Raw genomic sequence first — 24480 nt, 5'->3', positions numbered from 1 at the left:
CTGGTGTTCGGGCGGCGCTGAGACGGCGCTGAGACGGCGCTGCGACCTGAGGGAGCCGGTCTGGGCCTGCGGGCCCGGGCCGGCTCTGCTGTTCGCCCACCCCTGCTGTTGCCCTGTTCCTCTTCCTGTCGAATAAATAGTGTGCCAAGCGGCTCCTGCCTCACCCCAGCTCCATGAAGAACGCACCACCAGCCGAAAGAAAGAGCAACCTCGGCACACTGGTCGGGTATGAGAACCTCACGCGCCCGGTGGGCGGCAACGGTAGTGATGACGACGGCGCTGGCCGGGGTGCTGTCCGGCGGGCTGACGGGCTGCGCGGCCGCGGGCCTGCCCGGCGGGGCGTCCGGCGCGACCGGGGGAGCGCACGGGGAGACGACCGGGGCCTCCGACGAGACGACGAGCGATCCCACCGAGGAGGAGCTGCTCGAGGAGTCGCTCGACCAGATGGCCGGAGCCGCGTGCGTCGACTGGATGCGGTTCGCCGACCCGGCCGAGGCGGCGTCGGCTGCCGGTGCCGTGCTGCTGGGGACCGTGGTGGAGCGGGACGGGACGGCTGAGCTGTACGGCGTCGAGGCACACCGCTGGCTGTTCGACGTCGAGCAGGTGCTGGAGCGGCCCGACTCCGAGGTCCCGGGCTGGGAGCCGCCGGAGGAGCTCGCGATCTCGGCGGGGGAGCGCATCTCGGTGGTCTCGACGCCGGAGACCTGCGGCGGCCGGGACAGCGCGTACCCCGCCGGCGACCCGCTCGAACCGGACACCAACGCCGGACCCCTGATCGTGCTGCTGTCGGGCTCGACCGAGGACGGGTCGACCGAAAGCGAGGTGGGCTTCCAGCTGATCACGCCGTTCCAGGGCGTCGTGCCGCCCGAGGACGACGGCGCACTGCCGGCGGAGTGGCCCGACAACCCCTGAGCACGGCGCGCGGAAGAAGGCGGCGACCCGGAGCCGGAAGGAGAGTCTGGCCACAACGTGGGACGGCGGGGGGTGGTGACCCCCTCGCCCGATTACTCTGAGCACGTGAAGACCTTCGAGACCCTGTTCGCCGAGCTGACCGAGAAGGCCGAGACCCGTCCCGCGGGTTCGGGCACCGTGGCCCAGCTGGACGCGGGCGTCCATGCGATCGGCAAGAAGGTCGTGGAGGAGGCCGCCGAGGTGTGGATGGCGGCGGAGTACCAGTCGGACAAGGAGACGGCGGAGGAGATCTCCCAGCTCCTGTACCACCTGCAGGTCCTGATGGTCGCCAAGGGACTGACCCTCGAGGACGTGTACACGCATCTGTAGCGAGGCTTCCGGTCTCGACAGGCTCGACCAGCGGTGGTGACCACCCCTGGTCGACACCACCGCTGGTCGAGCCTGTCGAGACCCCGGACCTCGCACCCAGACCCGTCGTACACCCCGGAGAGGAACCAACCACATGCTGCGCATCGCCGTCCCCAACAAGGGTGCCCTGTCGGGCCCCGCTTCCGAGATGCTGCGCGAGGCGGGCTACCGCCAGCGCCGCGACACCCGCGAGCTCGTGCTCGCCGACCCCGAGAACGACGTCGAGTTCTTCTTCCTGCGCCCGCGCGACGTCGCGGTCTACGTGGGTACCGGCACGGTCGACGTCGGCATCACCGGCCGTGACCTGATGCTCGACTCGGGGGCCGACGCCGTCGAGCACCTCGGCCTCGGGTTCGCCCGCTCCACCTTCCGGTACGCGGCGCCCGCCGGGCCCGGCGAGACCGACGCCGTGACCCGGGTCGAGGACATCGCGGGACGTCGCGTGGCGTCGTCGTACACCACGCTCGTGGCCCAGCACCTGGCGAAGCAGGGCGTCGAGCCCGCCGCCATCGTGCACCTGGACGGCGCCGTGGAGTCGAGTGTCCGGCTCGGCGTCGCGGACGTGATCGCGGACGTCGTCGAGACCGGCACCACGCTGCGGGCCGCGGGCCTGGAGGTCTTCGGCGACCCGATCCTGCGCTCGGAGGCCGTGCTGATCCGGCGGTCCGACACCGAGGCGCCCGCCGGCCTGGAGGTGCTGACCCGCCGCCTGGAGGGCGTGATCACCGCCCGCGAGTACGTGCTGATGGACTACGTGGTCCCCGAGTCCCGGCTGGAGCAGGCCGTGGCGATCACGCCCGGCAAGGAGTCTCCGACGGTCTCGGCGCAGCACCACAGCGACGCCCGCGCGGTGCGCGTCATGGTGCCCCGCAGCGAGACCAACCGGATCATGGACGCGCTGTACGAGGTTGGGGCGCGCGCCATCATCGTGACGTCGATCCACGCCTCGCGGCTGTAGGGCCCATGGGCGCGGCGACGGGAAGCAGCGCGTCCGGCCGGGGCCGGGGCGACGACCGGTTCCGCACCTTCCGCGGCCGGTTCGGCACGCCCACCGCCTACGGCATCGCGCTGCTGTTCGCCGGCGGGTGCACGTTCGTCGCGCTGGCGGCGAGCGGCCCCGGGGCGGACGCCGCCAACCGGATCTCGATCATCGTGTTCGGGTTCCTGGGCGCGCTGGTCGCGTGGCGGTTCGGCGCGGTGCGCGCGGTCCCGGACCGGACCGGGCTCACCGTCGTCAACTACGCCAAGCGGCGCCGGCTCGACTGGGCCGAGATCGTGACGGTCCGGTTCGGGCCGAACGACCCGTGGGTGCACCTCGACCTGGCCGACGGCGACGTGCTCGCCGTCATGGGCATCCAGCGGGCCGACGGCGAGCACGGCATGGCCGAGGCGCGGCGTCTGGTGGCGCTGATCGCGGAGCTGGGCGAGGCCGCGGAGCCGGACCAGGGGTCTCCGCGTTAGGACCTCGTAGGAGCGAGACTCGTGAGAGAAAGAAGCAGGGCGCCTGTCCTTCCGGACAGGCGCCCTGCTTCTTGGTCATGCTCTTCGATCAGCCGGCGTCAGCGGCTGCTGCGGGCCTCGTAGTGGGCCGGGCCACGACCGCGGGGGCCGCGGTCGCCGTCCGGACGGCGGTGGTCGCCACCGGTGCGCGGGCCACGCTCGCCGCCGCGCGGTGCGCCACGGTCCAGCGTGATGCGCAGCGGCTTGCCGGCCACGCGGGCGCGGGCCAGGCGGTCCAGCGCCTCGTTGTCCAGCGGCGCGATGATGTCCACCAGCGAGAAGTTGCCGAAGATGTCGATCTTGCCGACGTCGGCGCCGGTGATGCCGCCCTCGCCGGTCAGCGCGCCGACGATCCCGCCCGGCTGCACGCCGTGCGTGTGGCCGACGGCGATGCGGTACCGGGTGCCGCGGGCCGGACGGCGGATGCCGCGGTCGCCCTCGGACCGCCCGCGCGACGGGCGGTCGCCGGACCGGTCGTGCCGGTCGCCCTCACGGGCGTTGCGGCGGGCGGCGGCCGACTTGGCCTCGGCACGCTCGCGCTCGTACTCCTCCTGCTCCGCGCGGGCCCGGGGGCCGTCGTCGCCGACAGCGAGCGCCGCCATGGCGGCGGCGACGTCGATGGGGTCGACGTCGTTCTCCTGGGCGTAGGTGCGGATCATCTCGGTGTACATGTCGAGGCGGCCGGCCTCGCGGCGGGCCTCGACCTTGCCGAGGGCGCGCTTGACCTGGTGGGCGGAGACGTCCCGGGGGGAGGGGATGTCGACCTCTTCGAGCTGGGCGCGGATGGTGCGCTCGATGGAGCGGAGCTTGCCGCGCTCGTGGGGGGTGACGAAGGTGAGGGCCTCGCCGGTGCGTCCGGCGCGGCCGGTGCGGCCGATGCGGTGGACGTAGGCCTCGGGCTCGCCGGGGACGTCGAAGTTGACGACGAGGCCGATGCGGTCGACGTCGAGGCCGCGGGCGGCGACGTCGGTGGCGACGAGCACGTCGAGGGCGCCGGAGCGGAGGCGCTCGACGATCTTCTCGCGCTCCTTCTGGGCGACGTCGCCGGAGATGGTGGCGGCGGAGATGCCCTTCTCGATGAGGGCGGAGCCGACGTCCTCGGCCGCGCCGCGGGTGCGGGTGAAGACGATGGCGGCGTCGGCGTCGGAGGTGGCCAGGACGCGGGCGAGGGAGCCGACCTTGTGGCGGAAGGGCACGACGGCGTAGGTCTGGCGCACCGCGGTGACGGTGGACGACTGGCGGGCGACGGCGATCTGGACCGGGTCGGTGAGGTGCTGGTCGGCGACCTTGCGGATGGCGGGGGGCATGGTCGCGGAGAAGAGGGCGACCTGGCGCTCGGCGGGTGCCTGGCCGAAGATCTCCTCGACGTCCTCGGCGAAGCCCATGCGGAGCATCTCGTCGGCCTCGTCGAGGACGAGGAAGCGGATGTCCTCCAGGCGGAGGGCGCCGCGCTCGAGGTGGTCCTTGATGCGGCCGGGGGTGCCGACGACGACGTGGACGCCGTCGCGCAGGGCGCGCTGCTGGGGTACGTAGGGGGCGCCGCCGTAGACGGGCAGGACGCGGACGTCGTTCATCTTGCTGGCGAACGACTCGATGGCGTCGGCGACCTGCATGGCGAGCTCGCGCGTCGGCGTCAGGACGAGGGCCTGGACCTTGCGCAGGGCGGGGTCGACGGCGGCGAGCAGGGGGAGGCCGAAGGCGGCGGTCTTGCCGGTTCCGGTCTGGGCGACGCCGGTGATGTCGCGGCCGGCGAGGAGCTCGGGGATGGCGCGGGCCTGGATGGCCGAGGGGGTGACGAAGCCGAGCTCGTCGATGGCGGCCATGAGGGGCGCGGGCAGGTCGAGGCTCGCGAAGGTCGGGCCGGTGGGCTCGGCCGGGGCCTCGGGGGCCGGCGCGGGCTGAGCCTCGGCGGCCGGCTGGGCCGGGGCCTGGGTGGCCTCGGTCTCGGGGGTGGCGGCCGCGGGGGCTGCCTGGTCGCCGGAGTCGGCGGTGACCTGAGCGGTCTCCTGCTGGTCGGCAGGCGCGATCAGGTCATGGGTGTCGATAGACATGCAGTGCTGCACCGTTCGTCGTGGGGTGGGGGAGTCAGGGCCGAGGTGAGGGCCCTCGCGTCGCGCGCTCCCGACACACCTTCCCCGCAACCGAGGCTGCGGGCCTGTCTCGCACTTTGCGTGCACACACGGGAAGACGACGAACTCCAAGGGGATGTTGCACCACTGTATCGGCTGCGAGCGCCTTGAGCACAGAGGTATGGAGCGTGACGTGCAGCACGCGGGTGATGTCGTGCGTGGTGAGGGCGTTGCGGGGCGGGTGTTGCCGGGCGTGTCGGGGTGGGTGGATGGTGGGTGGTCAGGGGGTGTCGCGGGTGTGGCGCGAGGGGTGATGCTGGGGGTGGTGCTGGTCGCGCCGACCGGCGTGCCGTGCGTATACGCAACGGTCGCCCCGTAGTATGGCGGCCGAGACGAACCGGCGTGAGCAAGGGCGGTGAGCGTGTCCACTGGGGCGGAGATGAGCTCCCGGGTGCTGACCGTGCCCAACGTGATCAGCATGGTGCGGCTGGCGTTCGTGCCGGTCTTCGCGGTGCTGATCGTGGTCGGCGAGGACGGGTGGGCGCTGCTGGTCCTCGCGGTCTCGGGCGTGTCGGACTGGCTGGACGGTGTGCTCGCCCGTCGCCTGAACCAGGTGACGCGGCTGGGGCAGATGCTGGACCCGCTGGCGGACCGGCTGTTCATCTTCGTGACCCTGATCGGCCTGGCGTGGCGTGAGGTGGTGCCGCTGTGGCTGGTGCTGGTGATCGTGGCGCGTGACGTGCTGCTGGCGGCGACGGTGCCGGTGCTGGCGCGGCTGGGGTACGGGACGTTGAACGTGACGATGGTGGGCAAGGTCGCCACCTTCGCCCTCTTGTACGCGTTCCCCCTGTTGCTGCTGGCGGAGATGCCCGGCTGGGTGGGTGCGGCCGCGCACGTGGTGGGCTGGGCGTTCACGTGGTGGGGTGTGGGCCTGTATTGGCTCGCGGGCCTGCAGTACGTGGCGCAGGTGCGCCGGCTGGTGGCTGCGGGATGACGCCGCCCGGTCCGGTGGCCGGTCCGTCGTCGGCCCCGGCGTCGGGCGGTACGCGTACGGGCGTAACAGGTACGGGCGGCACGGGTACGGTGCCGCGGCGTCCGGACGAGTCGATGACGCTCCTGCGGGAGGTGACCGAGCGCCCGCTGGACCCGGGGTACGCGCTGATGGCGCAGCGCCGTGCGGAGGCGGGCGGGGCCTTGGGGCGCAGCAGGCGCAGCGTGGTGCTGATGCTGCTGGTGGCGATCCTGCTCGGGGCGGCGACGGCGGTGGCGGTGCGGGACCTGCGGGCGCCGCAGCCGACGATCGCCAAGGGGCGGACGGTGCTGATGGAGCAGATCCAGGACCGCAGTGCGCAGGTGGAGGCGTTGTCGCGGCAGACGGCGTCGCTGAGCGCGGAGGTGGAGGGGTTGCAGACCGGTGGGCTGCTGCCGTCCGCGCTGCAGGAGGTCAACCAGCTGGACCGGCTGGTCAGCGGTGCGGTGCCCGTGGAGGGTCCGGGCATGGTGGTGTCGCTGACCGACGGTTCGGGTGGCGGGCTGGTGGAGCCGGGTGACGCGCCGGCGGAGTCGCGGGTGCGGGACGCGGACGTGCAGTTCGTGGTCAACGAGCTGTGGGCGGCGGGCGCGGAGGCCATCGCGATCAACGACGAGCGGCTGACGTCCCTCTCGGCGATCCGGAACGCCGGTGACGCGATCCTGGTGGACCTGCAGCCGCTGAACGGGCCGACGTACCGCATCGAGGCGGTCGGTGACGCCGAGGACATGCAGGTGGAGTTCGCGCGGTCGGCGGGGCTGGGCTTCCTGCAGCTGCTGAGCGCGGAGTACGACATCAAGAACGAGGTGACCACGAGCGACGGGATGTACCTGCCCGGTGCGGGCTCCCCGACGCTGCGGTGGGCGAAGGTGCCCACGTCGGAGACGACGACGGGGAATACAGCGGGGACTACACAGGACCGATCCGAGGAGGACAACGGATGATCGCGATCGTCGGGCTGGTGATCGGCGTGGTGGCCGGGCTGGTGCTGCAGCCGACCGTGCCGCTGATCTTGCAGCCCTACCTGCCGATCGCGGTGGTGGCCGCGCTGGACGCCCTGTTCGGCGGCCTGCGGGCGATGCTCGACGGGCTGTTCGACGACAAGGTGTTCCTCGTGTCGTTCCTGTCGAACGTGGTGGTCGCCGCGTTCATCGTGTTCCTCGGTGACCAGCTCGGGGTGGGCAGCCAGCTGTCCACGGCGGTGGTGGTGGTGCTCGGGATCCGGATCTTCTCGAACGCAGCCTCGATCCGCCGGCACATCTTCAAGGCGTGAGCATGAGCAAGGAGAAGAACGGCGCGGGCGCGAAGCCCGACAAGAGCGGGACGAACAAGCCCGCGCGGGTCGAGCCCGTCGAGACCCCGGAGACCGAACAGGCCAAAACCGAACAGGCGGAGCCGGATCGCGTCGAGCCGGACCAGCCGGCCGACGACGCGCCCGTCACCGACGCTGATACCGAGCCAGCCGAAGCGTCCGCGCCCGCCGAACCCCCGTCCGGCTGGCGCCGGGTGGTGCAGCTGCTGCGACCGCACGGCACACGCTCGGAGCTGCTGACGGGTCTGCTGTGCCTGGCCCTCGGGTTCGCCCTGGCGGTGCAGGTGGGGCAGTCGACCGGCGACCAGCTCAGCAGCCTGCGGCAGGACGAGCTGGTGCGGCTCCTGGACGAGGTGACCCAGCGCGCCGACCAGCTCGACGCCGAGGTCGGCGACCTGGAGGCGATCCGGGACGACCTGCAGTCGGAGGACGGGCGCGACCAGGCCGCCCGCGACCTGGCGGAGCAGCGCGCCGAGCAGGAGGGCATCCTGTCCGGCCGGCTCCCGGCCCAGGGCCCGGGCGTGGAGATCCGCGTGACCGACGGCGCCAAGCCGCTGGAGGCGCAGGCCCTGTTCAACCTGCTCGAGGAGCTGCGCAACGCCGGCGCGGAGGCCATCCAGGTCAACGGCAAGCGCCTGGTCACCACGAGCTACTTCGTCGACTCCGGCGGCGGCGTCGTGCTCGACGGCGCGGCGATCGCCTCGCCCTACGAGTGGACGGCGATCGGCGACCCCGACACGATCGACCGCGCCCTGGAGATCCCCGGCGGGGCGCTGCCCCGCATCCGCGAGGAGGGTGGGGAGGCCACCACCACCCGGTCCGAGCAGGTCGACGTCGACGCCGTGCGCATCCCGGGCCAGCCGGAGCACGCCGAGCCCGTGGACCCGGACGCCGGGAAGTGACCCCAACCACCTTCCTGACCTGCCCGGACACCCATTCGGACCCAACCTGGCGAACCAGCATGCGGAACTCCCGGGACGTGGGTAGTTTTATCCGGGTTGGTTCCTGACATTGGTTTTCGCCACCACCCCGATCGGGGTAGGTTGAGTGGAACCCGGACGCTGCCCCGGCCGTTGTACCGACGTAGTCACCCCAGTTTCATCAACATCGCACCCGAGGAGACCTGATGACGGACCCCAGCGCCCATCCGGTCGGGCCCGATACCACGGCCAACCTGGGTCGCATCGCGTTCCCGACCTCCGACGAGCAGGCGCCCCGCACCGCCCTCAGCCCGGAGGAGGCGGCCGCAGTCGCCGCCCTCCCGCGGCACTCGGCCCTGCTCATCGTGCAGCGCGGCCCCGGCTTCGGTGCCCGGTTCCTGCTCGACACCGGCCGCTCCGTCGCGGGCCGCAGCGAGCAGGCGGACATCTTCCTGGACGACGTCACCGTCTCGCGCAAGCACGCCGAGTTCGTCCGCGAGGGCGACTCGTTCGTCGTGCGCGACATCGGCTCCCTGAACGGGACCTACGTCAACCGGGGCCGGATCGACGCCGCGACGCTCGTGACCGGCGACGAGGTCCAGATCGGCAAGTTCCGCCTGACCTTCCACGCCAGCCCGCAGTCGCCGGCCCAGTGGGGCCCGGGAACGCCCGCCCCGTGACAACCGGCGCCGCACGCGACCGTGACCGTGAGCACGGCCATGACGCGGACCTCGACGCGCCCTGGCCCCGGGGCATCTCCCGGCAGGCCACGATGCGCATCAGCGACGTCCTGCGCGCGCTCGGCCAGGAGTTCCCCTCCGTCTCGCACTCCAAGCTGCGCTTCCTGGAGGAGCAGGGCCTGATCGACCCCGTGCGGACGCCGTCGGGCTACCGCCAGTACAGCCAGGCCGACGTCGAGCGCCTGCGGTTCGTCCTCACCGAGCAGCGCGACAGCTACATGCCGCTGAAGGTGATCAAGGAACGCCTCGCGGCGATGGACGCCGACCCCGACTCGGCCGAGCACCCCGCACCACGCCTCGCCGCCGCCGGGTCACCGGCGCGCCGCCGCTGGACCGCGCCCGCCGTGGCCCAGGCCGCCGGCGTCACCGAGGAGTTCGTGCTCAGCCTCGCCCAGGCCGGCCTCCTGCCGTCCACGGGCAGCACGTTCGGCCCCAGCGCCGTCGAGGTCGCCCGCATCGCCGGCGCCCTGGCCGAGTTCGGCGTCGAGCCCCGCCACCTGCGCACCTTCCGCACCGGCGCCGACCGGCAGGTCACGCTCGTGGACCAGGTCGTCGCACCCCTGCGCAGCCAGCAGGCCGGCGCCGGCCGCGGCCGCGCCGCGAGCATGGCCGCCGAGATGGGCGAGCTGTTCACCCGCCTGCACTCCGCCTGGGTCCGCCAGGGCATCGACGACCTCGGCTGAGGGCTCGGCCGACACAGGCAGAGACCGAGCACACCCGGCCCGGCACGCCCGCGCCGCGGGCCCCGTTTTGCCGTCGACGGACTGGCCCGTGACGAGGAATTTGACCCGAGCGCGCGACGAGTGGCACCAGGACGCCTTACGGTAAAAGCGTGAGGCCGGACGACGTGCCGATGGTCCCGGTGGAGATCCTCGGCGTTCGACAGCAGCAACGCGATCAGGAGATCGTCGTGCTGCTGCTCGACACTGCCGCCGACCTGGCCATCCCCATCGTCATCGGCGCACGTGAGGCCAGCGCCATCGCCATGGCCCAGGCCGGCCTCGCCACACCGCGGCCCATGACCCACGACCTGCTGCGCGACGTCCTGGGCGCCGTCGGCGTCGCGCTCGAACGCGTCGAGATCGTCGCCCTGGAGGGCGGCATCTACTTCGCCGAGCTCGTCCTGAGCAACGGCGTGCACCTCGACTCCCGCGCCTCCGACGCGATCGCACTCGCCGTGCGCACCGGCAGCCCCGTCCTGTGCTCCGCCGAGATCGTCGCCCTGGCCGGCGTCGAGATCGTCGACGTCGACCAGCAGGCGGAGGTCGAACGCTTCCGTGACTTCCTCGACCACGTCACGCCGGAGGACTTCTCCGGCCCGCCCGGCGGGGGCGGTCAAGGCGGCCAGGGTGGTGGCCGGACCGGGTGAAAAGCGGGCCAACCGCGACACGCCGAGACGTTTCACGGCGCGCATCTTTGAAATCACCTTCGACGCGCCATAGCGTGGCCACGACACCCCAGGAGGCACAGTGAACACCAGCGGTGAGAGAGCCACACGCGCTACGGTCCCGCACGGCGCGCAGGGCCTCCTCTTCGGTGAGGACCTGACGGAACAGGACGCCACGACCGGCTACCGGGGCACGACCGCGTGCCACATCGCCGGCATCACCTACCGGCAGCTCGACTACTGGGCCCGCACCGGGCTCGTGGAGCCGAGCATCAAGCCCGCCACGGGATCCGGCACCCACCGGTTGTACAGCTTCCGCGACATCCTCGTGCTCAAGGTCGTCAAGCGACTCCTCGACACCGGCGTCTCCCTCCAGCAGATCCGCACCGCCGTCACGGCCCTGCGGGAACGGGGCGTGGAGGACCTGGCCCAGATCACCCTCATGTCCGACGGCGCGAGCGTGTACGAGTGCACCTCCCCGGACGAGGTCGTCGACCTGGTCGCCGGCGGACAGGGCGTCTTCGGCATCGCCGTCGGACGCGTCTGGCGCGAGATCGAGGGCACCCTGGCCCAGATGCCGACCGAGACGCTCGAACCCGGCGAGGCTGACGAGGTCCCCGAGGTCGAGGGCGACGAGCTCGCCCAGCGCAGGGCCGCCCGCTCCGCCGTCTGACCCGCCCGCCCCACCACCTCCTGAGCCGTCTGGCGCGGGGTGCCACGCACCCCGACCAGACGGCCTGCTGTTGCCAGGACGCAGGCGTAGCCTGCGAACATGCACCTCACCTTCCACGGACACGCCTGCGTCTCCCTCCGCCTGCCCGGCACCCTGCCCGACGGCGGCGGCACGCTCGTCATCGACCCCGGCACGTTCAGCGACACCGACGCCGCCCTCACCGGCGCCCGCGCCATCCTGATCACCCACGACCACTTCGACCACGTCGACGCGCCCGCCGTCGTCGAGCACCTCACCGCGCACCCGGACACCCAGGTCTGGGCCACCGGACCGGCAGCGAGCGCCCTGCGCGAGGCCGGTGCCCCGGCGGACCGGGTGCACGAGGCGACGCCCGGTCAGGTGCTGGACGCCGGTGGTGCGCGCGTCACGGTGGGCGGCGGGGAGCACGCGCTGATCCACCCGGAGATCCCGCGGGCGGTGAACGTGACGTACCTGGTCGAGGTCGACGGGTCGAGCGTGTTCCACCCGGGTGACTCGTTCGACGTGCCGGCGGCGCTGCCGGAGGGTGGTCTGGACGTGCTGCTGGTGCCAGTGGCGGCGCCGTGGTTGCGGACGGCGGAGTTCATCGACTTCGCGCGTGCGGTCCCGGCGGCGACGGTGGTGCCGATCCACGACGTGTTCCTGTCGGAGATCGGGCACGGCAACGTGGGGCGTTGGCTGGACACGGCGCGCCTCGGTGGTGAGTACACGTACACGCGGCTGGCGCCGGGGGAGTCGCTGGAGGTGTGACCTGGGGCTCCGGTGTCGGCTCCTCGATCGTGCGCCCGGTTTGCGGGGTTTGCGAGAGGGGGCGGCGCTGGGTGAGGCTGGGTGGGTGGCTGACGAAGACATCGAGCAGGCGACCAACCTGGCCGTGACCCTGGGATGGGCGGCGCTGGGTGTGGCCGTCGCGTACGTGGCGGTGGCGCTGGTCTCCCAGCTGGTGCGGTCCGCGGCCCGGGGCAACGCGACCGTGCGGGAGGCCGCTCTGCGGCTGCGGAAGCCCGCGCACGCGACGTTCATGGTGGTGGCGATGTGGATCGCCGTCTGGTCCACCGCCAACCGCCGCGACCCGTGGTTCCCCGTGCTGGAGCACGTCGTGGTCGTGTCGGTGATCGTGAGCTCGGCGTGGATGATCGGCACGGTGGCCGTGGTGGTCGAGGACCGCGTCCTGCGGCGGGTCGGCGATCGTCTGGCCGGACGGTACGCGCGCCGCATGCGTACCCAGGTCATGGTGGTGCGCCGTCTGACGATCGGGCTTGTGTCGGTGGTGGCCTGCGCCGCGGTGCTGTTCACCTTCCCGGAGGCGCGGGCCGCGAGCGCCAGCCTGCTGGCGTCGGCGGGGGTGCTGTCGGTCGTCGCGGCTCTCGCGGCCCAGTCGTCGTTGGGCAACGTGTTCGCGGGGCTGCAGATCGCCTTCAGTGATGCGGTGCGGGTGGGTGACGTGGTGGTCGTGGAGGGCGAGTGGGGCACGATCGAGGACATCACGCTGGCGTACGTGGTGGTGGGTATCTGGGACGAGCGCAAGCTGATCCTGCCGTGCACGTACTTCACGACGACCCCGTACGAGAACTGGACGCGGCGTTCCTCGGAGGTGCTGGGCACCGTGGAGATCGACGTGGACTTCAGGGTGCCGCTGGAGGCCATGCGTGCGGAGCTGGAGCGTCTGGTCAAGGGGTCGCAGCTCTGGGACGGGAGGGTGGTGCGCCTGCAGGTGACGGCGGCGGTGTCGGGCACGGTTCGGACGCGGGCGCTGGTCAGTGCCGCGGACAGCTCGGCGTTGTGGGACCTGCGGTGCCTGGTCCGCGAGGGTCTGGTGACGTGGTTGCAGCGGGAGGCGCCGGACGCGTTGCCCCGTACCCGGTGGGAGGGCAACGGTCCGGACCCGGACCTCGTTACAGCAGGGGCCGCAGGGGGATGAGCAGGTACTCGCCGATCTTGGCGACGGCGCCGCGTTCCTCCCACTGGGCGAGGGTGAGCTCGCTGGCGTTGGACAGGTCCATGGCGAAGACGTCCTCCATGCGGGCGGCCAGGCCGGGGTCGACGATCTCGAGGTTGACCTCGTAGTTGCCGGTGAGGCTGAGGCGGTCGATGTTGGCGGTGCCGATGGTGGTCCAGCTGCCGTCGATGGTGGCGGTCTTGGCGTGCACCATCGCGCCCTCGTACAGGAAGATCCGTACGCCGCCGCGCAGCAGGGACGCGTACTGGCCGCGGGCGAGCCAGTCGGCGACGACGTGGTTGGAGCGGTGCGGTACCAGGACCCGGACGTCGACGCCGCGGGCGGCGGCCGCGAGGAGGGCGGCGTGGATGTCGTGGTCCGGGATGAAGTAGGCCTGCGTGATGTACACGTGGTGCGTGGCGCGGTCGATCGCGTCGAGGTACAGGCCGCGGATCGGGAACACCAGCTCGGACGGCGCGTTGCGGGCGGCCTTGAGGTGCGGCAGCCAGGTACCGGAGCCGACGTCGGACAGGATGGGGTGGCGCGGCCTGCGGTGGCGGTTCCAGAAGTCGACGAACGCGTTGCGCAGCTCCCACACCGACGGGCCCTCTAGCCGGACGTGGGTGTCGCGCCACTGCGTGGCGTACAGGGAGCCGATGTTGTACCCGCCGACGAAGCCGATCTCGTTGTCGACCACGAGGATCTTGCGGTGGTCGCGCCCGGACTTGCGGACGTTGAGGAACGCCATGCCGGGGCGCAGCACGGGGAAGCGCAGGACGTGCACGCTGGGCGGGAAGTCGTAGAACGAGTAGGGCACCACGAGGTTGGCGAAGCCGTCGACGATGACGTAGACGTCGACGCCGCGGGCGGCGGCGTCGATCAGCTCCTGCTTGAACTGCTGGCCGACCTCGTCGTTCTTCCAGATGTACGACTCCAGCATCACGCTGGTGCGGGCCCCGCGGATCGCCTCGAGCATCGCGTCGTACAGGTCGGCCCCGTACGTGTAGACCGTGGTGGCGGTCTCGTCGATGTGCTCGGTGAGCGGCTTCTCGGTGGGGAACTTCGCCGTGAGCGGGTGGATGCGCCGTCGGACCATGTCGGTCGCGGTCAGGGCGACGGCCACGGCCGCGGGCACGGCGGCGGCGACGATCGCGGCGCGGGTCGCGACCGTGCGGGCACGCTGCATGAAGTCGGACGGGACGTCCACGGTGAGCTTCGGAAAATTGCCGGGGATCTTTCGTGCGGCCACGACCTCACGGTACCCGGTCTCACGGCGTCGGACCCGGTAAGACGACACGCCACCGGTCAACGGCACCGGTCAACGGCACCGGTCGAGCGCGCGGATCAGTGGCACTGGTCAGTGGAACGTCGTGGCGTAGTACGCCTGGCGGTCCACGGTCTCCACCGTGACGTCCTGGGTGCGTTCGAGGTGGCGGCGCAGGTTGTCCGCGAACCGCAGGGAGTCGTCGTTGAACCGGGAGACGTCGTAGGCGCACACGACCTGGTTGGCGGCGAGGTGCGCCACGAGCGCGTCGATCATGTCCATGAAGGTGCGGGTGGCGCGCCGCCCGGGGTGCGCCAGGGTGAACCCGATGTACCACAGGGCCCCGCGCGCGGCGTGCTCGGGGTAGCGGGCGGCGAAGAACTCTGGGCTGACCCACGGCACCGCGGCCAGGTCCGTCGCGAGGGTGGTCAGCCCTACGGGCTCGCCCTGCTCGTCGCGGGCCAGCAGCTTGGTCACGCGCGGGTCGGCCATCTCGGCGTCGAACTCCTCGCGGTACAGGACGTGCCGGGCGGCGGCGCGGGTGCGCAGCGGCTCGAAGGCCTGGACGTACAGCTCCCAGAAGCTGTCGGCCTCGGCGCCGCCGACGACCTCCTCGAAGGCGACGTCAGCCATGGTGGAGGTCCTGCCAGCCGACGTGCCGGTAGGTCGCCACGACCACGGCGCACACCGGCATCGTGACGCACGTGATGCCCGTGACCTGGCGGCCCTCCGGGTGGTACCGGTTCCCGCGGGTGGCGGACAGGTCCTGCAGGCTGTGCGTGAGGTCCGCCGAGACCTGCTCGTGCGAGGGCCCCTCGTGCTCGACGAACAGGCCCGCCCCGCTGCCGTCCTCGTGCCGCGACCACGCGATGCCTGCCCACGCCTCGTGCCCCGGCAATGAGGTGTGGGCCTGGGCGTACACGCAGAACAGCAGGTCCCCGTGCTGCCCGCGCGGCTGGTCGCGTCCCTCGACCTCCCGCACGGCGGCCCCCGGCGGGACGATCGAGCTGAGCCGCACCAGGTTGAAGTCGCTCACGCCGGCGGCGGCGAGGGCGGAGTCGAACGCCGCCAGGGGCGTGCGTCCCGTGCCGCTGCCCGAGCTCACACGGATGGTCAGGGTGTTGGTCATCGAGGCCTCGTGGTCGGGTGCTGGTCGGGCTGGTCAGGTCGCTCGGGCGGATCAGGAGGATCAAGCGGGTCGGGTGGGTCGGGTGGGTCAGGCAGTCCGGTGTCGCCGGAGGCGCCGGCCCGGCCGGCCGCTGCGTCCAGCAGGTCGAGCACGGAGTGCAGCACCGCGTCGGGGGCCGCCCGTCCCTTGGTCAGGAAGACGGTGCTGCCCAGGCGCAGGTCGGCACGGTCCGCCGGGTCGACCTCGGCTCCCGAGTAGACCACGAGCGGCACCCGGCGCAGGCGGCCGTCGCGCCGCAGGTCGGTCACGAGCTCCCGGCCGTCGCCGTCGGGCAGGGTCAGGTCGAGCACCACGAGGTCCGGGTCCGCGCCGTGGGCCAGGGCGCTGCGCGCGTCGTCCACGGAGCTGACGGTGGTCACCACCAGCCCCGCGTTGCGCAGCACCGTGGCCACGACCGTGCGCAGGTCCTCGTGGTCCTCGACGAGAAGCACCCGGCCGTGGTGCGGCTGGCGGCGGATCACGTCCCGCACGGTCTCCACGATGCGCTCGGGGTCCACCGGCTTGACCAGCCAGTCGTCCGCGAGCGCCGCGGTCTCCAGGGCGTCGTGGGGGCGGGTGGCGGACAGGACGACGACGGGGACGTCGGCGGTCGCGGCGGACTGGCGCAGGCGGCTGAGGACCTCGGCGCCGCTGGTGCCGGGCATGGCGAGGTCGAGGACGACGGCGGCGGGGTGCTCGTCCTCGACGACGGCGAGCGCGGCCTGTCCGTCGGTGAGGCCGACGACCTCGTAGCCGCGTTCCTCCAGGACGGTGCGCAGGACGTCGACGACGTACTGGTCGTCGTCGACGACGACGACCTGGGTGGCCTGGGTGGGCAGGCCGGTGGTCTCGGGGGCGCGGACGGGGCCGAGCGGGTGGACGGCGCGGCGCAGGGTGAAGCGGAAGCTGGAGCCGGTGTCCTCGCCCTGGCTGACGGCCCAGAGGCGGCCGCCGTGGCGTTCGACGATGCTGCGGGCGATGGTCAGGCCGAGGCCGGAGCCGCCGCGTTCGCGGGTGTCGGAGGCGTCGACCTGTTCGAAGCGGCCGAAGATGGCCTCGAGCTTGTCGGGTGGGATGCCGCGGCCCTCGTCGTCGACGCGCAGCTCGACGAGGTCGCCGACGGGTCGGGCGCTGACGCGGACGGTGGAGTCGGCGGGGGAGAAGCGGACGGCGTTGCCCAGGAGGTTGGTGAGGGTCTGGACGATGCGTTCGGGGTCGGCGCGGACGATCTCGGGGGAGGTCTCGGCCTCGAGGGTGATGCCAGCGTCGTCGGCGAGGACGGAGACTTGGTCGATCGCGGCGGCGACGAGGGTGTCGACGTGGTGGTCGGCGAGGTCGAGCTGGGTGGTTCCGGCCTCCAGCCGTTCGGTGTCGAGGATGTCGTCGACGAGGCGGCTGAGGCGTTCGCTGCTGGTCAGCGCGATGCGGACCATGCGGTCGGCCTGCTGGGGCGAGTCGGCGAGGGCGTTGCTGTCCAGGAGGGTCAGGGCGCCGCGGATGGCCGTGAGCGGGGTGCGTAGCTCGTGGCTGACGACGGACACGAACTCGTCCTTGATGCGTTCGACCTCGCGGCGTTCGGTGACGTCGCGGAAGACGACGACGGCGCCGCGGATGACGCCGTCGTCGCGCAGGGGGCTGGCGGTGACCTCGACGGGCACCTCCTTGCCGTCCAGGCGCAGGTAGAGGTCCTGTTCGGCGGTGACGGTGACGCCGTCGCGCAGGGCCTCGGCGATGTAGCAGCCCTCGGCGGGCAGCGGGGTGCCGTCGTGGGCGGGGGCGTGGAAGGTGGCGTGCGCGTCGTGGCCGACGAGGTCGGCCACGGTGGCCCCGAGGGTGTAGGCGGCGGCCGCGTTGACGAAGGTGACGCGGCCGGTGGTGTCGACGCCGTAGATGCCGTCGGCCACGGACTCCAGGGTGCGTTCGCGTTCGCTGGCCAGGGAGCGGAGCTGGGTGGTGCGTTCCTGGACGCGGCGTTCGAGGCCGTGACGCAGGGACTCGTTGTCGATGACGACGAGGATCTGGCGGGTGACGACAGCGACGAGCACGGCGACCCACAGGCTGTTGGCCACCCACGGCAGGGCCGCGTGGTCGTCGCCGGACTGGGCGACGCGGACCAGGGCCGCGGCGAGGAACAGGCTGAACGTGACGACGGTGCCGAGCACGGGTGTGCCGGCCTCGCGGCGGCCGACGACGGGGGCACCCGAGGCCGCGGGGTGGCGTGCGGCGAGCGCGATCGCGACGTAGCCGCCGACCCAGCCGGCGTCGACGGGGCTGCCGAACGTGAAGCCGCCCTGGGCCTGCAGGAGCGCGAACGCGACGTCGGACACGGCGTACAGCACGAACCCGCCGCCGACGAGGACGAGCGGTACGCGTTCGGCGGTGTTGGAGCGGGTCATGACCTGGACGGCGAAGGTGGCCAGGAGGGCGTCGACGACGGGCAGGGCGTACGCGGTCAGTGCGGGGTCGGCCTGGGGTGTCTCGGCTTGCAGGGCGACGGCGAACAGCGCGATGTACAGCACCGAGCCGCCGACGACGGCGCTGTCGAGCAGCATCCGCACCAGCTGCGGGCCGCGGGGGCGCACGGCGGGGAACAGCGACAGGCCGACGACGCCGAGCAGGAGGGCCGCGATGTAGGCGACGTCGCCGGTGGCGGGGTCGCCGACCAGGCCCGAGTAGACGTTGCCGGTCAGGCCCACGATCGCGCCGAGGGAGAGCAGGCCCCAGGCGCGGCGGCGGCGGCCCGCGGACAGGACCGCGCGGTGCCCGCAGCTGATGGCGGCGACGATGCCCGCGGTGGCGATGGCCGCCATGGAGATCTCTTCGCGGGTGTCCTGCGACAGGGGGCTGGACAGGGCGAGGGCGAGCAGCACGACCAGCACGCCGGCGATCCAGCACCAGCGCAGAAACCTGTCCCGTGACTGCGCAGCGTCGCGCCGCGGCCCCATGTGCCCGAGCGTAGGTCACCAGCGCCGAATGCGCAGATTAACCCGCGGTTTCGCCCGCCGGGTCACCTTTCCGTCACGTGCTCCTCCTCAGTCGCGCCACCCCAGCAGGCCGGAGATCTCGCCGGGCAGGGTCAGCGGGTCGAACGGCTTGGCGAGCACGCCGGCCACCCCCAGGTCCTCGTACTGGCGCCGTTCTGAGGGCTGGACCTTCGCGGTCAGGAAGATGACGGGCACGCTGCGGGTGCGTGGCTCGTCCTGGAGCCGGCCGAACGTGGTCGGGCCGTCCATCGTGGGCATCATGACGTCCAGCAGCATGGCGTCGGGTGGGTCGGCGGCGCACATGGCCAGTGCGTCGGCCCCGTTGGTGGCGAGCCGGACGGTCCACCCGGCGAGGACCTCCAGGCCGGTGCGCACCACGTCACGGATCGCCTCGTCGTCGTCGACCACCAGGATCCGCCGGTTCATCGGGCCGCTGCCCGCACCGCCGTGCCGATCTTCTTCAGCATCTGCCCGTCCCTTCCGGCGGTTCTCATCGTGCCACGGAGGGTCGCGTTCGCGCCCGGGCGCGGCCCCCGTCAGGCGGGTGACCCGGGGGTGACGAGCGGGTGATGCCCGGGTGACGACAGGCGCACCAGCGGTTTCGTGCATACCGTCGTACAGGTAGGGCAACCAAGGGGCGGGCTGGTTCCTGCGTGGAGGAGGGCGTATGACCGACGGTGTGGCCGGCACTTCGTCCCCCGCGTGGTCCGCTCTGGTCGTCGAGGACGACCCCGACGCGGGAGAGTTCACACGTACCGTCCTGGCCCAGCACGCCGGGGTGGACGTCGTCCTGGCCGGGGACGCGGAGAGCGCCCTGGCGGCGCTGCAGGGCGCGAAGTTCGACCTCGTGGTGATCGACGTCGAGCTCCCCGGGCGCTCGGGCCTGCAGATCCTGCCCGAGGTGCACCGGCTCGCCGTCGGGGTGCCGATCATCGTCCTGACGGCGCACAACCGCGTCGACTACGCGGTCGGCGCCCTGCGCGGCGACGTGGACGACTTCCTGGTCAAGCCCGTCGACGTGGCCACGCTGGTCGAGCGCGCCACCACCCTGGTGCGGCGCGGCCGCGACCGGCGGGCCGCGACCCGCAGCCGCACGGTCCTCGCGGTCGGCGCGCACCCGGATGACGTCGAGATCGGGGTGGGTGGCGCCCTGGCCGCGCACGCCGGCACCGGGGACCGGCTCGTGATCCTCACGATGTCGGGCGGCTCCGTGGGCGGCGACACGCAGGCCCGCCGCCGCGAGTCCCTGGAGGCCGCGGAGATCGTCGGCGCCCAGCTGATCCACCTCGGGTTCGAGGACACGCACCTGGACCCGGCCTCGGGACCGATCACCGCCGTCGAGGAGGTGATCCGCGAGTTCCGCCCGGACCAGGTCTACACCCACAGCAACCACGACCGGCACCAGGACCACCGCGCCGTGCACCAGGCCGTGCAGGTCGCCTCCCGCGCCGTGGCCGACCTCGCGTGCTTCCAGAGCCCGTCGTGCACCATCGCGTACCAGCCCAACCGGTTCATCGACATCGACGAGCACCTGGAGACCAAGCTGCTCATGCTGCGCGCCTTCGCGTCGCAGGCGCACCGCGACTACATGGACGAGGACGTCGTACGGGCCACCGCCCGCTACTGGTCGCGGTTCACGAGCGGCCGGTACGCCGAACCCCTGGAGACCATTCGGTCCACGATGCGCCTGACCCCGGCGCACGCCGTGACGGCGGACGACGTCGCCGGCGGGCTGGGGCACGCGTGAGCGTCCCCGGCGACACCCCCGGTGCGAGCACGGGCGACAACCCGGCGGACGCCGACCTCGGCGTCGTCGGTCACGAGCTGCGCTCGCCCCTGACCGCCGTCATCGGGTACGCCCAGCTGCTCGGGATCAGCTCCCTGGACGACGAGCAGCGCCGCCACGTGGAGGTCATCGAGCGCAACGGGCGGCGCATGCTGCGCCTGGTCGACGAGCTGCTGGTCAGCGCACGGCTCGCGGCCGGCACGTTCGGCCTCGACCGCGCCGACACGGACCTCGCGGCCCTGGCGGGTACCTGCGTCACGGACCTGGCGCCGACGGCGCGGGCCGCCGGGGTGACGCTGACCGTCCATGCGCCCGGGCCGGTGCAGGTACCGGGTGACCCGGACGTCCTGGCGCTCGCGATCGACAGCCTCCTGGGCGCCGCGATCAAGCGCACGCCCCGCGGCGGTGCCGTCACGGTGGGCGTGCACGCCGCGGGCCCGGACGCCGTCGTCGAGGTGAGCGACACCGGGGTGACCCTGCCGCCCGAGGCGCTCGGCCGCCGCACGCCACGCGCCGTCCCCGGGATCACGCTCGGCCTGCCCGTCGTCACCGCGGTCGTGACCGCGCACGGCGGCACGGTGACCGTGGACGGCGCTCCCGACCACGCTCCCGACGGTGGAGCCCCCGGGGCAGGGACTCGCGTCAGCCTGACCCTGCCGACCCGCTGGTCTCCACCGACGGCGTCGTCGGGGGAAGCGTCGTCCACACCTCGTTCAGGGCGGTCCAGTGCTCCGGGGTCATCAGGGTGAACGGCGTGACGTTGACCGCCGTGACGCCGTTCGTGCTCGCCGCGCGCACGCCGCGGGCCATCAGCCCCGCCGAGATCGAGTCGTCGGGCTGGCTGAGGTCCCACAGGCCCACCGAGACGATGAGCTGCTCCATCGGGATGTCGGAGCCCGCCAGCTCCGCGAGGACCTGCTCCAGCTCCTGCGGGCTGTGGTCCCCGATACCGAGGTAGCCCCACAGCACCAGCCGGTCGGCGGACCCGGCCAGCACCGGGTAGCTCAGGCCCGCGTCCGGCACGCCCGTGACCGGGTCCTCCCAGTTGATCAGCACGTCCATGCCCAGGTTGGTCCGCTTGCCGGTGTCGGCCGCGACCTCGTCCAGCACCGCCGAGGCCTGGTCCAGGAAGTCCGCCAGGACCTGCGAGCGCCACTCTCCGATCTCCGGGGCGTCCTGGTGGATGCTGCCGTCGGCCTCCCGGGGCCAGTCGTCCTCGCCGGTCATCTCCCGGTACAGGGCGGCGTCGTCCTCGCCGAACGTCTCGTCGTCGAACTTGAGCTCGCTGAACGTGATCTGGTCGGGCTGGTAGCGGCGGGCGAGCTCCTCGACGAGCTCCAGGAACCGGGCGCCGACGGGCCCGTCGTGGATCGCGGACGCGGACGGCGTGTACTCGGAGCGGGAGCCGTCCTCGCCGACGCCGCCCACCGACGGGTCCTCCTTGATCCAGGCCGGGATCAGGGCGTCGATCAGGAGGTCGACGCGGCGCAGCTCGCCGTCGGGGCCCTCGGCGACCTCGTCGATCGCCCGGGCGAGGTGGTCGGTGCCCTCCTCGGCGACGGCGTCGGGGTGCGCCTCCCAGTCGAACGCGACGAACTCCACGCGGCCCGCGGCGAGGGTCACCATGTTCACGTGGGCGGCGTCGAGGCGCTCGCGGACGGCGTCCCAGTCCTGCTCGGGGTCGGTGATGTCCTCGATGCCGAGGCTGATGGAGTGCACCTCGTCCGCCTGGACCAGGGGGCGGTCCACGGTGGGCGGGATCGGGTCGGCGGTGCAGGCGGCGAGGACGGCGGCCGTGGCAAGCCCGGCGAGCGCGGCCGGGACGGTACGTGCGGGGCGCTGGTTCATCGGTCCTGCCTCGTGTCCGCGGAGGTGTCCGCGGCGGGGTCGAGGGGCGTGCCCGCGGAGGTGTCGATCGAGATGGTGCCGGTCCGGTCGAGCTTGTTCCACCGGTTGTCGGCGCCGCGCAGCTCCAGCCACAGCGCGCTGAGCATGACCAGGCTCATCATGGCCGAGTAGAAGGGCCACAGGGGCAGGGTCCAGGCGTGGCGCAGGTCGCCGGGTGAGCGGTCGAGCAGGACGGCGACCAGGAGCAGCACGACGGACAGGGCGAGCCCGGTGAACAGGACGACGCCCCAGACCGTGCCGGGCAGGGCGCTGGTGTCGCCCAGGGACGCGAGGACCACGAGGACGACGAACGCGGCGACCTGGACCACGGGCAGCAGCACCTGGGTGGCGACGGTCAGGGCGAGGTAGGGGCCGAAGACGCCGTAGCGGGGGTTGCCGACCATGTCGCGGTGCTGCCGCACGGACTGGAGCAGGCCGCGGGCCCAGCGCACGCGCTGCTTCCACAGGCCGCGCAGGGTCGACGGCGACTCGGCGTGCACCAGGGCACGGGGCGCGAACGCGACGCGGTACCCGGCGCGGTAGACGCGCCAGGTCAGCTCCAGGTCCTCGCCGACGGTGTCCTCGCGCAGGGGTCCGGTGCGTTCCAGGACGTCGCGCCGGAACGCGCCGGTGTTGCCGGAGACGATGGGCAGGCAGCGCAGCACGTCCAGGGCGCGGCGCACGAGCCCGGTGCCGACGTGGCTGACCAGGGCGAGGTAGCGGGTCTGGACGCGGTCGAGGTTGACCGTGCGGTCGTCGCCGCACACGGCGCCGATGCGGGGGTCGGCGAAGGCGCGGACCATCTCGCTCAGGGTGTCGGGCCGGAACACGCCGTCGGCGTCGACGAGCACGAGCACCTCACCGCGGGCGTGCTGCAGGCCCCGGTTGAGTGCGGCGCCCTTGCCGGCGTTGGGCTGCGTCAGGGCGCGTACCCGGGGCAGCTCGGCCGCGAGCGCCTGGAGCTGGGCGAAGGTGTCGTCGGTGGAGCCGTCGTCGACGCAGACGATCTCGAAGTCGGGGTAGTCGCTGCGGGCGATGGACCGGATGCAGGCGTCCAGGACGACACCCTCGTTGTAGGCGGGGACGATGACGGACACCGCCGGCGGGGCGGCCGGTGGCGGCGCGAAGATCGTCGCGGCGTGGGGCGGGGTGCCGGCGGGCGGGCGGCGGTGGCGCGCCTCGAACCACAGGGCGCAGGGCACGATGAGCAGCCGCGCGAGGCCGACGACGAGGATGGTCACGCCGAACACGAGGACGGCGGCGGCCAGGGCCTCGTTCATCGGGTGGCCTGCCGGGTGTGCGGGTGCTGCCCGTGTGCGTGCGCGTGTGCCTGCCCGTGGGTCAGTGCCGCGTCGAGCAGCTCCGGGGCGTGGTCGCTGTTGGCGCCGAACCGCCCGTTGACCTCCAGGACGAGGGGTGCGCCGGTGGGGTCGCGGCGGATGTCGAGGTCGGCCGGTCCCGTCAGGCCCAGGGCCTCGACGGCGCGACGGGCGACGTGCTCGACGTCGAGCAGGGTGCCCGCCCGGGGGCGGACGACGGCGGCGGCGTTGCCCACGCGGCCCTGCTTGAGCTCGGTCTTCTCCAGGACGACGGCGGTGATCGTGCCGGTGCCGGTACGGGGGCGGTAGAGCTGCGGGCAGTACTCGGTGCCGGGGGCGAAGGACTGGACGATCCAGGAGGCGTCCAGGGCGCCCCAGCCGCCCTCCGCGGAGCTGTCCGTGCCGGCCGTGCCGGGCAGGTCTGTGCCGCCCAGGTCCGCGGGGGACTCGACGAGCCGCACCCCGCGCCCGCCGCGCGAGACGCGGGGCTTGAGCACGATCGGTCCGCGCGCCCAGGCCAGGGCCTCGGCGACGCCGCCGAAGTCGGTGGGCAGGGCGAAGCGCGGTACGGGCACGCCGGCGAGGTCGAGCGCGAGCATGGTGAGCAGCTTGTCCGCGGCGATGGCGGCCGGTCCCGGGTCGGGGGTCAGCACGGGGCCGACGGCGTCGGGGAACGGCGCTGTGGAGGGTCCCGGCACGGCGCTCGCGGTGCCGGTGGTGCCGATGATCCCGGTGGCGCCGTCGGCGTCGAAGGACCGGTCGAGCGCCTTGGCCAGGACGGCGACCTGCGGCAGCTCGTCCTGGACGGTGGGGAGCACGAGGTCGGGGGCGTGCTTGAGGATCAGGTCCCGCATGCCGGTGGCGTAGTCCCAGGCGTCGGCGCGGGGTGCCCGGTCGGTGGCGGGGTAGTTCGGGTCGGTCACGGGCGTGATGTCGACCCCGACCCAGGTGAGGTCGGCGCCCGCGGCGGCCCGGGCGGCGAGCTGGCTGCCGAGCGCACGGCCCGCGGGGCCGCCCGCGCCCGTCACCAGCACGGTGGTCATAGATCTGTCCGCATCGGCAGGCTCCTCGTCCGGGTAGTCCGAGTCTCGCCCGCCGCTGGTGGGGGCGCACTCGGAACCCGTGGTCACAGGAGGGCGTCAG

25 protein-coding genes are annotated in these 24480 nt (G+C 72.8%); 16 read left to right on the top strand and 9 right to left on the bottom strand.

Annotation, left to right across the window (positions count from 1 at the left end; genetic code table 11):
• Nucleotides 1-228 precede the first annotated feature (228 nt).
• From H291_RS0112730 to H291_RS29900, 4 genes are all read left to right on the top strand, one after another.
• Nucleotides 229-912: a hypothetical protein gene (locus tag H291_RS0112730; protein ID WP_157236840.1), complete on the top strand. Its 684-nt coding sequence runs from the start codon at nt 229-231 to the stop codon at nt 910-912.
• A gap of 105 nt (nt 913-1017) precedes the next feature.
• On the top strand, nt 1018-1281 hold the full coding sequence (locus tag H291_RS0112725; RefSeq protein WP_020015382.1) for a phosphoribosyl-ATP diphosphatase: 264 nt from the start codon (nt 1018-1020) through the stop codon (nt 1279-1281).
• A 133-nt stretch (nt 1282-1414) separates the two neighbouring features.
• Complete coding sequence (gene hisG, locus H291_RS0112720; RefSeq protein WP_020015381.1) at nt 1415-2278, top strand: ATP phosphoribosyltransferase; 864 nt, start codon at nt 1415-1417, stop codon at nt 2276-2278.
• A 5-nt stretch (nt 2279-2283) separates the two neighbouring features.
• Nucleotides 2284-2781 carry a PH domain-containing protein gene (locus H291_RS29900; RefSeq protein WP_020015380.1) on the top strand — a complete coding sequence of 166 codons (498 nt, stop codon included), beginning with the start codon at nt 2284-2286 and terminating at the stop codon, nt 2779-2781.
• Nucleotides 2782-2879: 98 nt separating this feature from the next.
• Here the strand turns inward: H291_RS29900 and H291_RS0112710 are convergent, their stop codons facing one another.
• Nucleotides 2880-4871, bottom strand: coding sequence for a DEAD/DEAH box helicase (locus tag H291_RS0112710; RefSeq protein ID WP_020015379.1), 1992 nt, complete (start codon nt 4869-4871; stop codon nt 2880-2882).
• Between the two features lie 457 nt (nt 4872-5328).
• Here H291_RS0112710 and H291_RS0112705 point away from each other — a divergent pair, with 457 nt between their 5' ends.
• The 10 genes from H291_RS0112705 (at nt 5329) to H291_RS0112660 (ending at nt 12911) form a co-directional block, all read left to right on the top strand.
• A complete protein-coding gene (locus H291_RS0112705; protein WP_033325938.1) occupies nt 5329-5883 on the top strand; it encodes a CDP-alcohol phosphatidyltransferase family protein in 555 nt (184 codons plus the stop codon).
• A complete protein-coding gene (locus H291_RS0112700) occupies nt 5880-6863 on the top strand; it encodes a DUF881 domain-containing protein (RefSeq protein WP_084468001.1) in 984 nt (327 codons plus the stop codon). Before H291_RS0112705 ends, H291_RS0112700 begins: the two co-directional genes overlap by 4 nt.
• Nucleotides 6860-7192 (top strand): small basic family protein, encoded by a 333-nt coding sequence (locus tag H291_RS0112695; RefSeq protein ID WP_020015376.1) that lies wholly within the window; start codon nt 6860-6862, stop codon nt 7190-7192. The genes H291_RS0112700 and H291_RS0112695 overlap by 4 nt, the downstream gene beginning before the upstream one ends.
• A 2-nt stretch (nt 7193-7194) precedes the next feature.
• On the top strand, nt 7195-8133 hold the full coding sequence (locus H291_RS0112690; RefSeq protein WP_157236839.1) for a DUF881 domain-containing protein: 939 nt from the start codon (nt 7195-7197) through the stop codon (nt 8131-8133).
• 224 nt (nt 8134-8357) lie between these two features.
• Entirely contained in the window at nt 8358-8831 is a 474-nt protein-coding gene (locus H291_RS0112685; RefSeq protein WP_020015374.1) for an FHA domain-containing protein, read from the top strand.
• A complete protein-coding gene (ftsR, locus tag H291_RS0112680; RefSeq protein WP_051109486.1) occupies nt 8828-9574 on the top strand; it encodes a transcriptional regulator FtsR in 747 nt (248 codons plus the stop codon). Before H291_RS0112685 ends, ftsR begins: the two co-directional genes overlap by 4 nt.
• Nucleotides 9575-9744: 170 nt before the next feature.
• Nucleotides 9745-10260 (top strand): bifunctional nuclease family protein, encoded by a 516-nt coding sequence (locus H291_RS0112675; RefSeq protein ID WP_020015372.1) that lies wholly within the window; start codon nt 9745-9747, stop codon nt 10258-10260.
• Nucleotides 10261-10360: 100 nt separating this feature from the next.
• Entirely contained in the window at nt 10361-10951 is a 591-nt protein-coding gene (locus H291_RS0112670; RefSeq protein ID WP_020015371.1) for a MerR family transcriptional regulator, read from the top strand.
• Between the two features lie 99 nt (nt 10952-11050).
• Entirely contained in the window at nt 11051-11740 is a 690-nt protein-coding gene (locus H291_RS0112665) for an MBL fold metallo-hydrolase (protein ID WP_020015370.1), read from the top strand.
• A gap of 85 nt (nt 11741-11825) precedes the next feature.
• Nucleotides 11826-12911 carry a mechanosensitive ion channel family protein gene (locus H291_RS0112660; RefSeq protein WP_020015369.1) on the top strand — a complete coding sequence of 362 codons (1086 nt, stop codon included), beginning with the start codon at nt 11826-11828 and terminating at the stop codon, nt 12909-12911.
• Here H291_RS0112660 and H291_RS0112655 read toward each other — a convergent pair.
• The 5 genes from H291_RS0112655 to H291_RS0112635 all read right to left on the bottom strand — a co-directional run bounded on the left by H291_RS0112655 (nt 12886) and on the right by H291_RS0112635 (nt 18771).
• The gene (locus H291_RS0112655) at nt 12886-14115 is read right to left on the bottom strand and encodes a phospholipase D-like domain-containing protein (protein WP_026365694.1); all 1230 of its coding nucleotides are present in this window, start codon (nt 14113-14115) and stop codon (nt 12886-12888) included. The genes H291_RS0112660 and H291_RS0112655 overlap by 26 nt on opposite strands.
• A gap of 171 nt (nt 14116-14286) precedes the next feature.
• Nucleotides 14287-14826: a hypothetical protein gene (locus H291_RS0112650; RefSeq protein WP_020015367.1), complete on the bottom strand. Its 540-nt coding sequence runs from the start codon at nt 14824-14826 to the stop codon at nt 14287-14289.
• Entirely contained in the window at nt 14819-15322 is a 504-nt protein-coding gene (locus H291_RS29895) for a pyruvoyl-dependent arginine decarboxylase (protein WP_020015366.1), read from the bottom strand. Before H291_RS29895 ends, H291_RS0112650 begins: the two co-directional genes overlap by 8 nt.
• Nucleotides 15319-18306, bottom strand: coding sequence for a response regulator (locus tag H291_RS32540; RefSeq protein ID WP_157236838.1), 2988 nt, complete (start codon nt 18304-18306; stop codon nt 15319-15321). The genes H291_RS29895 and H291_RS32540 overlap by 4 nt, the downstream gene beginning before the upstream one ends.
• Before the next feature lie 87 nt (nt 18307-18393).
• The gene (locus H291_RS0112635; RefSeq protein ID WP_020015364.1) at nt 18394-18771 is read right to left on the bottom strand and encodes a response regulator; all 378 of its coding nucleotides are present in this window, start codon (nt 18769-18771) and stop codon (nt 18394-18396) included.
• A 241-nt stretch (nt 18772-19012) separates the two neighbouring features.
• On the opposite strand from H291_RS0112635, the gene H291_RS0112630 reads away from it, so the two are divergent.
• Together H291_RS0112630 and H291_RS29885 are read left to right on the top strand one after the other, a co-directional pair.
• The gene (locus H291_RS0112630) at nt 19013-20092 is read left to right on the top strand and encodes a PIG-L family deacetylase (protein WP_020015363.1); all 1080 of its coding nucleotides are present in this window, start codon (nt 19013-19015) and stop codon (nt 20090-20092) included.
• Nucleotides 20089-20880, top strand: coding sequence for a sensor histidine kinase (locus H291_RS29885; RefSeq protein WP_020015362.1), 792 nt, complete (start codon nt 20089-20091; stop codon nt 20878-20880). The genes H291_RS0112630 and H291_RS29885 overlap by 4 nt, the downstream gene beginning before the upstream one ends.
• Here H291_RS29885 and H291_RS29880 read toward each other — a convergent pair.
• Genes H291_RS29880 through H291_RS29875 form a run of 3 tightly spaced genes read right to left on the bottom strand, consistent with a single transcriptional unit; the run spans nt 20774 to nt 24380 of the window.
• A complete protein-coding gene (locus H291_RS29880) occupies nt 20774-21979 on the bottom strand; it encodes a hypothetical protein (protein ID WP_020015361.1) in 1206 nt (401 codons plus the stop codon). The genes H291_RS29885 and H291_RS29880 overlap by 107 nt on opposite strands.
• Nucleotides 21976-23298, bottom strand: coding sequence for a glycosyltransferase (locus tag H291_RS0112615; protein WP_020015360.1), 1323 nt, complete (start codon nt 23296-23298; stop codon nt 21976-21978). The genes H291_RS29880 and H291_RS0112615 overlap by 4 nt, the downstream gene beginning before the upstream one ends.
• The gene (locus tag H291_RS29875; protein WP_020015359.1) at nt 23295-24380 is read right to left on the bottom strand and encodes an ATP-grasp domain-containing protein; all 1086 of its coding nucleotides are present in this window, start codon (nt 24378-24380) and stop codon (nt 23295-23297) included. Before H291_RS29875 ends, H291_RS0112615 begins: the two co-directional genes overlap by 4 nt.
• Nucleotides 24381-24480 lie beyond the last annotated feature (100 nt).

The organism is Promicromonospora sukumoe 327MFSha3.1 (assembly GCF_000385135.1).
Taxonomy (GTDB): Bacteria; Actinomycetota; Actinomycetes; order Actinomycetales; family Cellulomonadaceae; genus Promicromonospora; species Promicromonospora sukumoe_B.
This window is presented reverse-complemented; position numbering and strand designations above follow the sequence as displayed.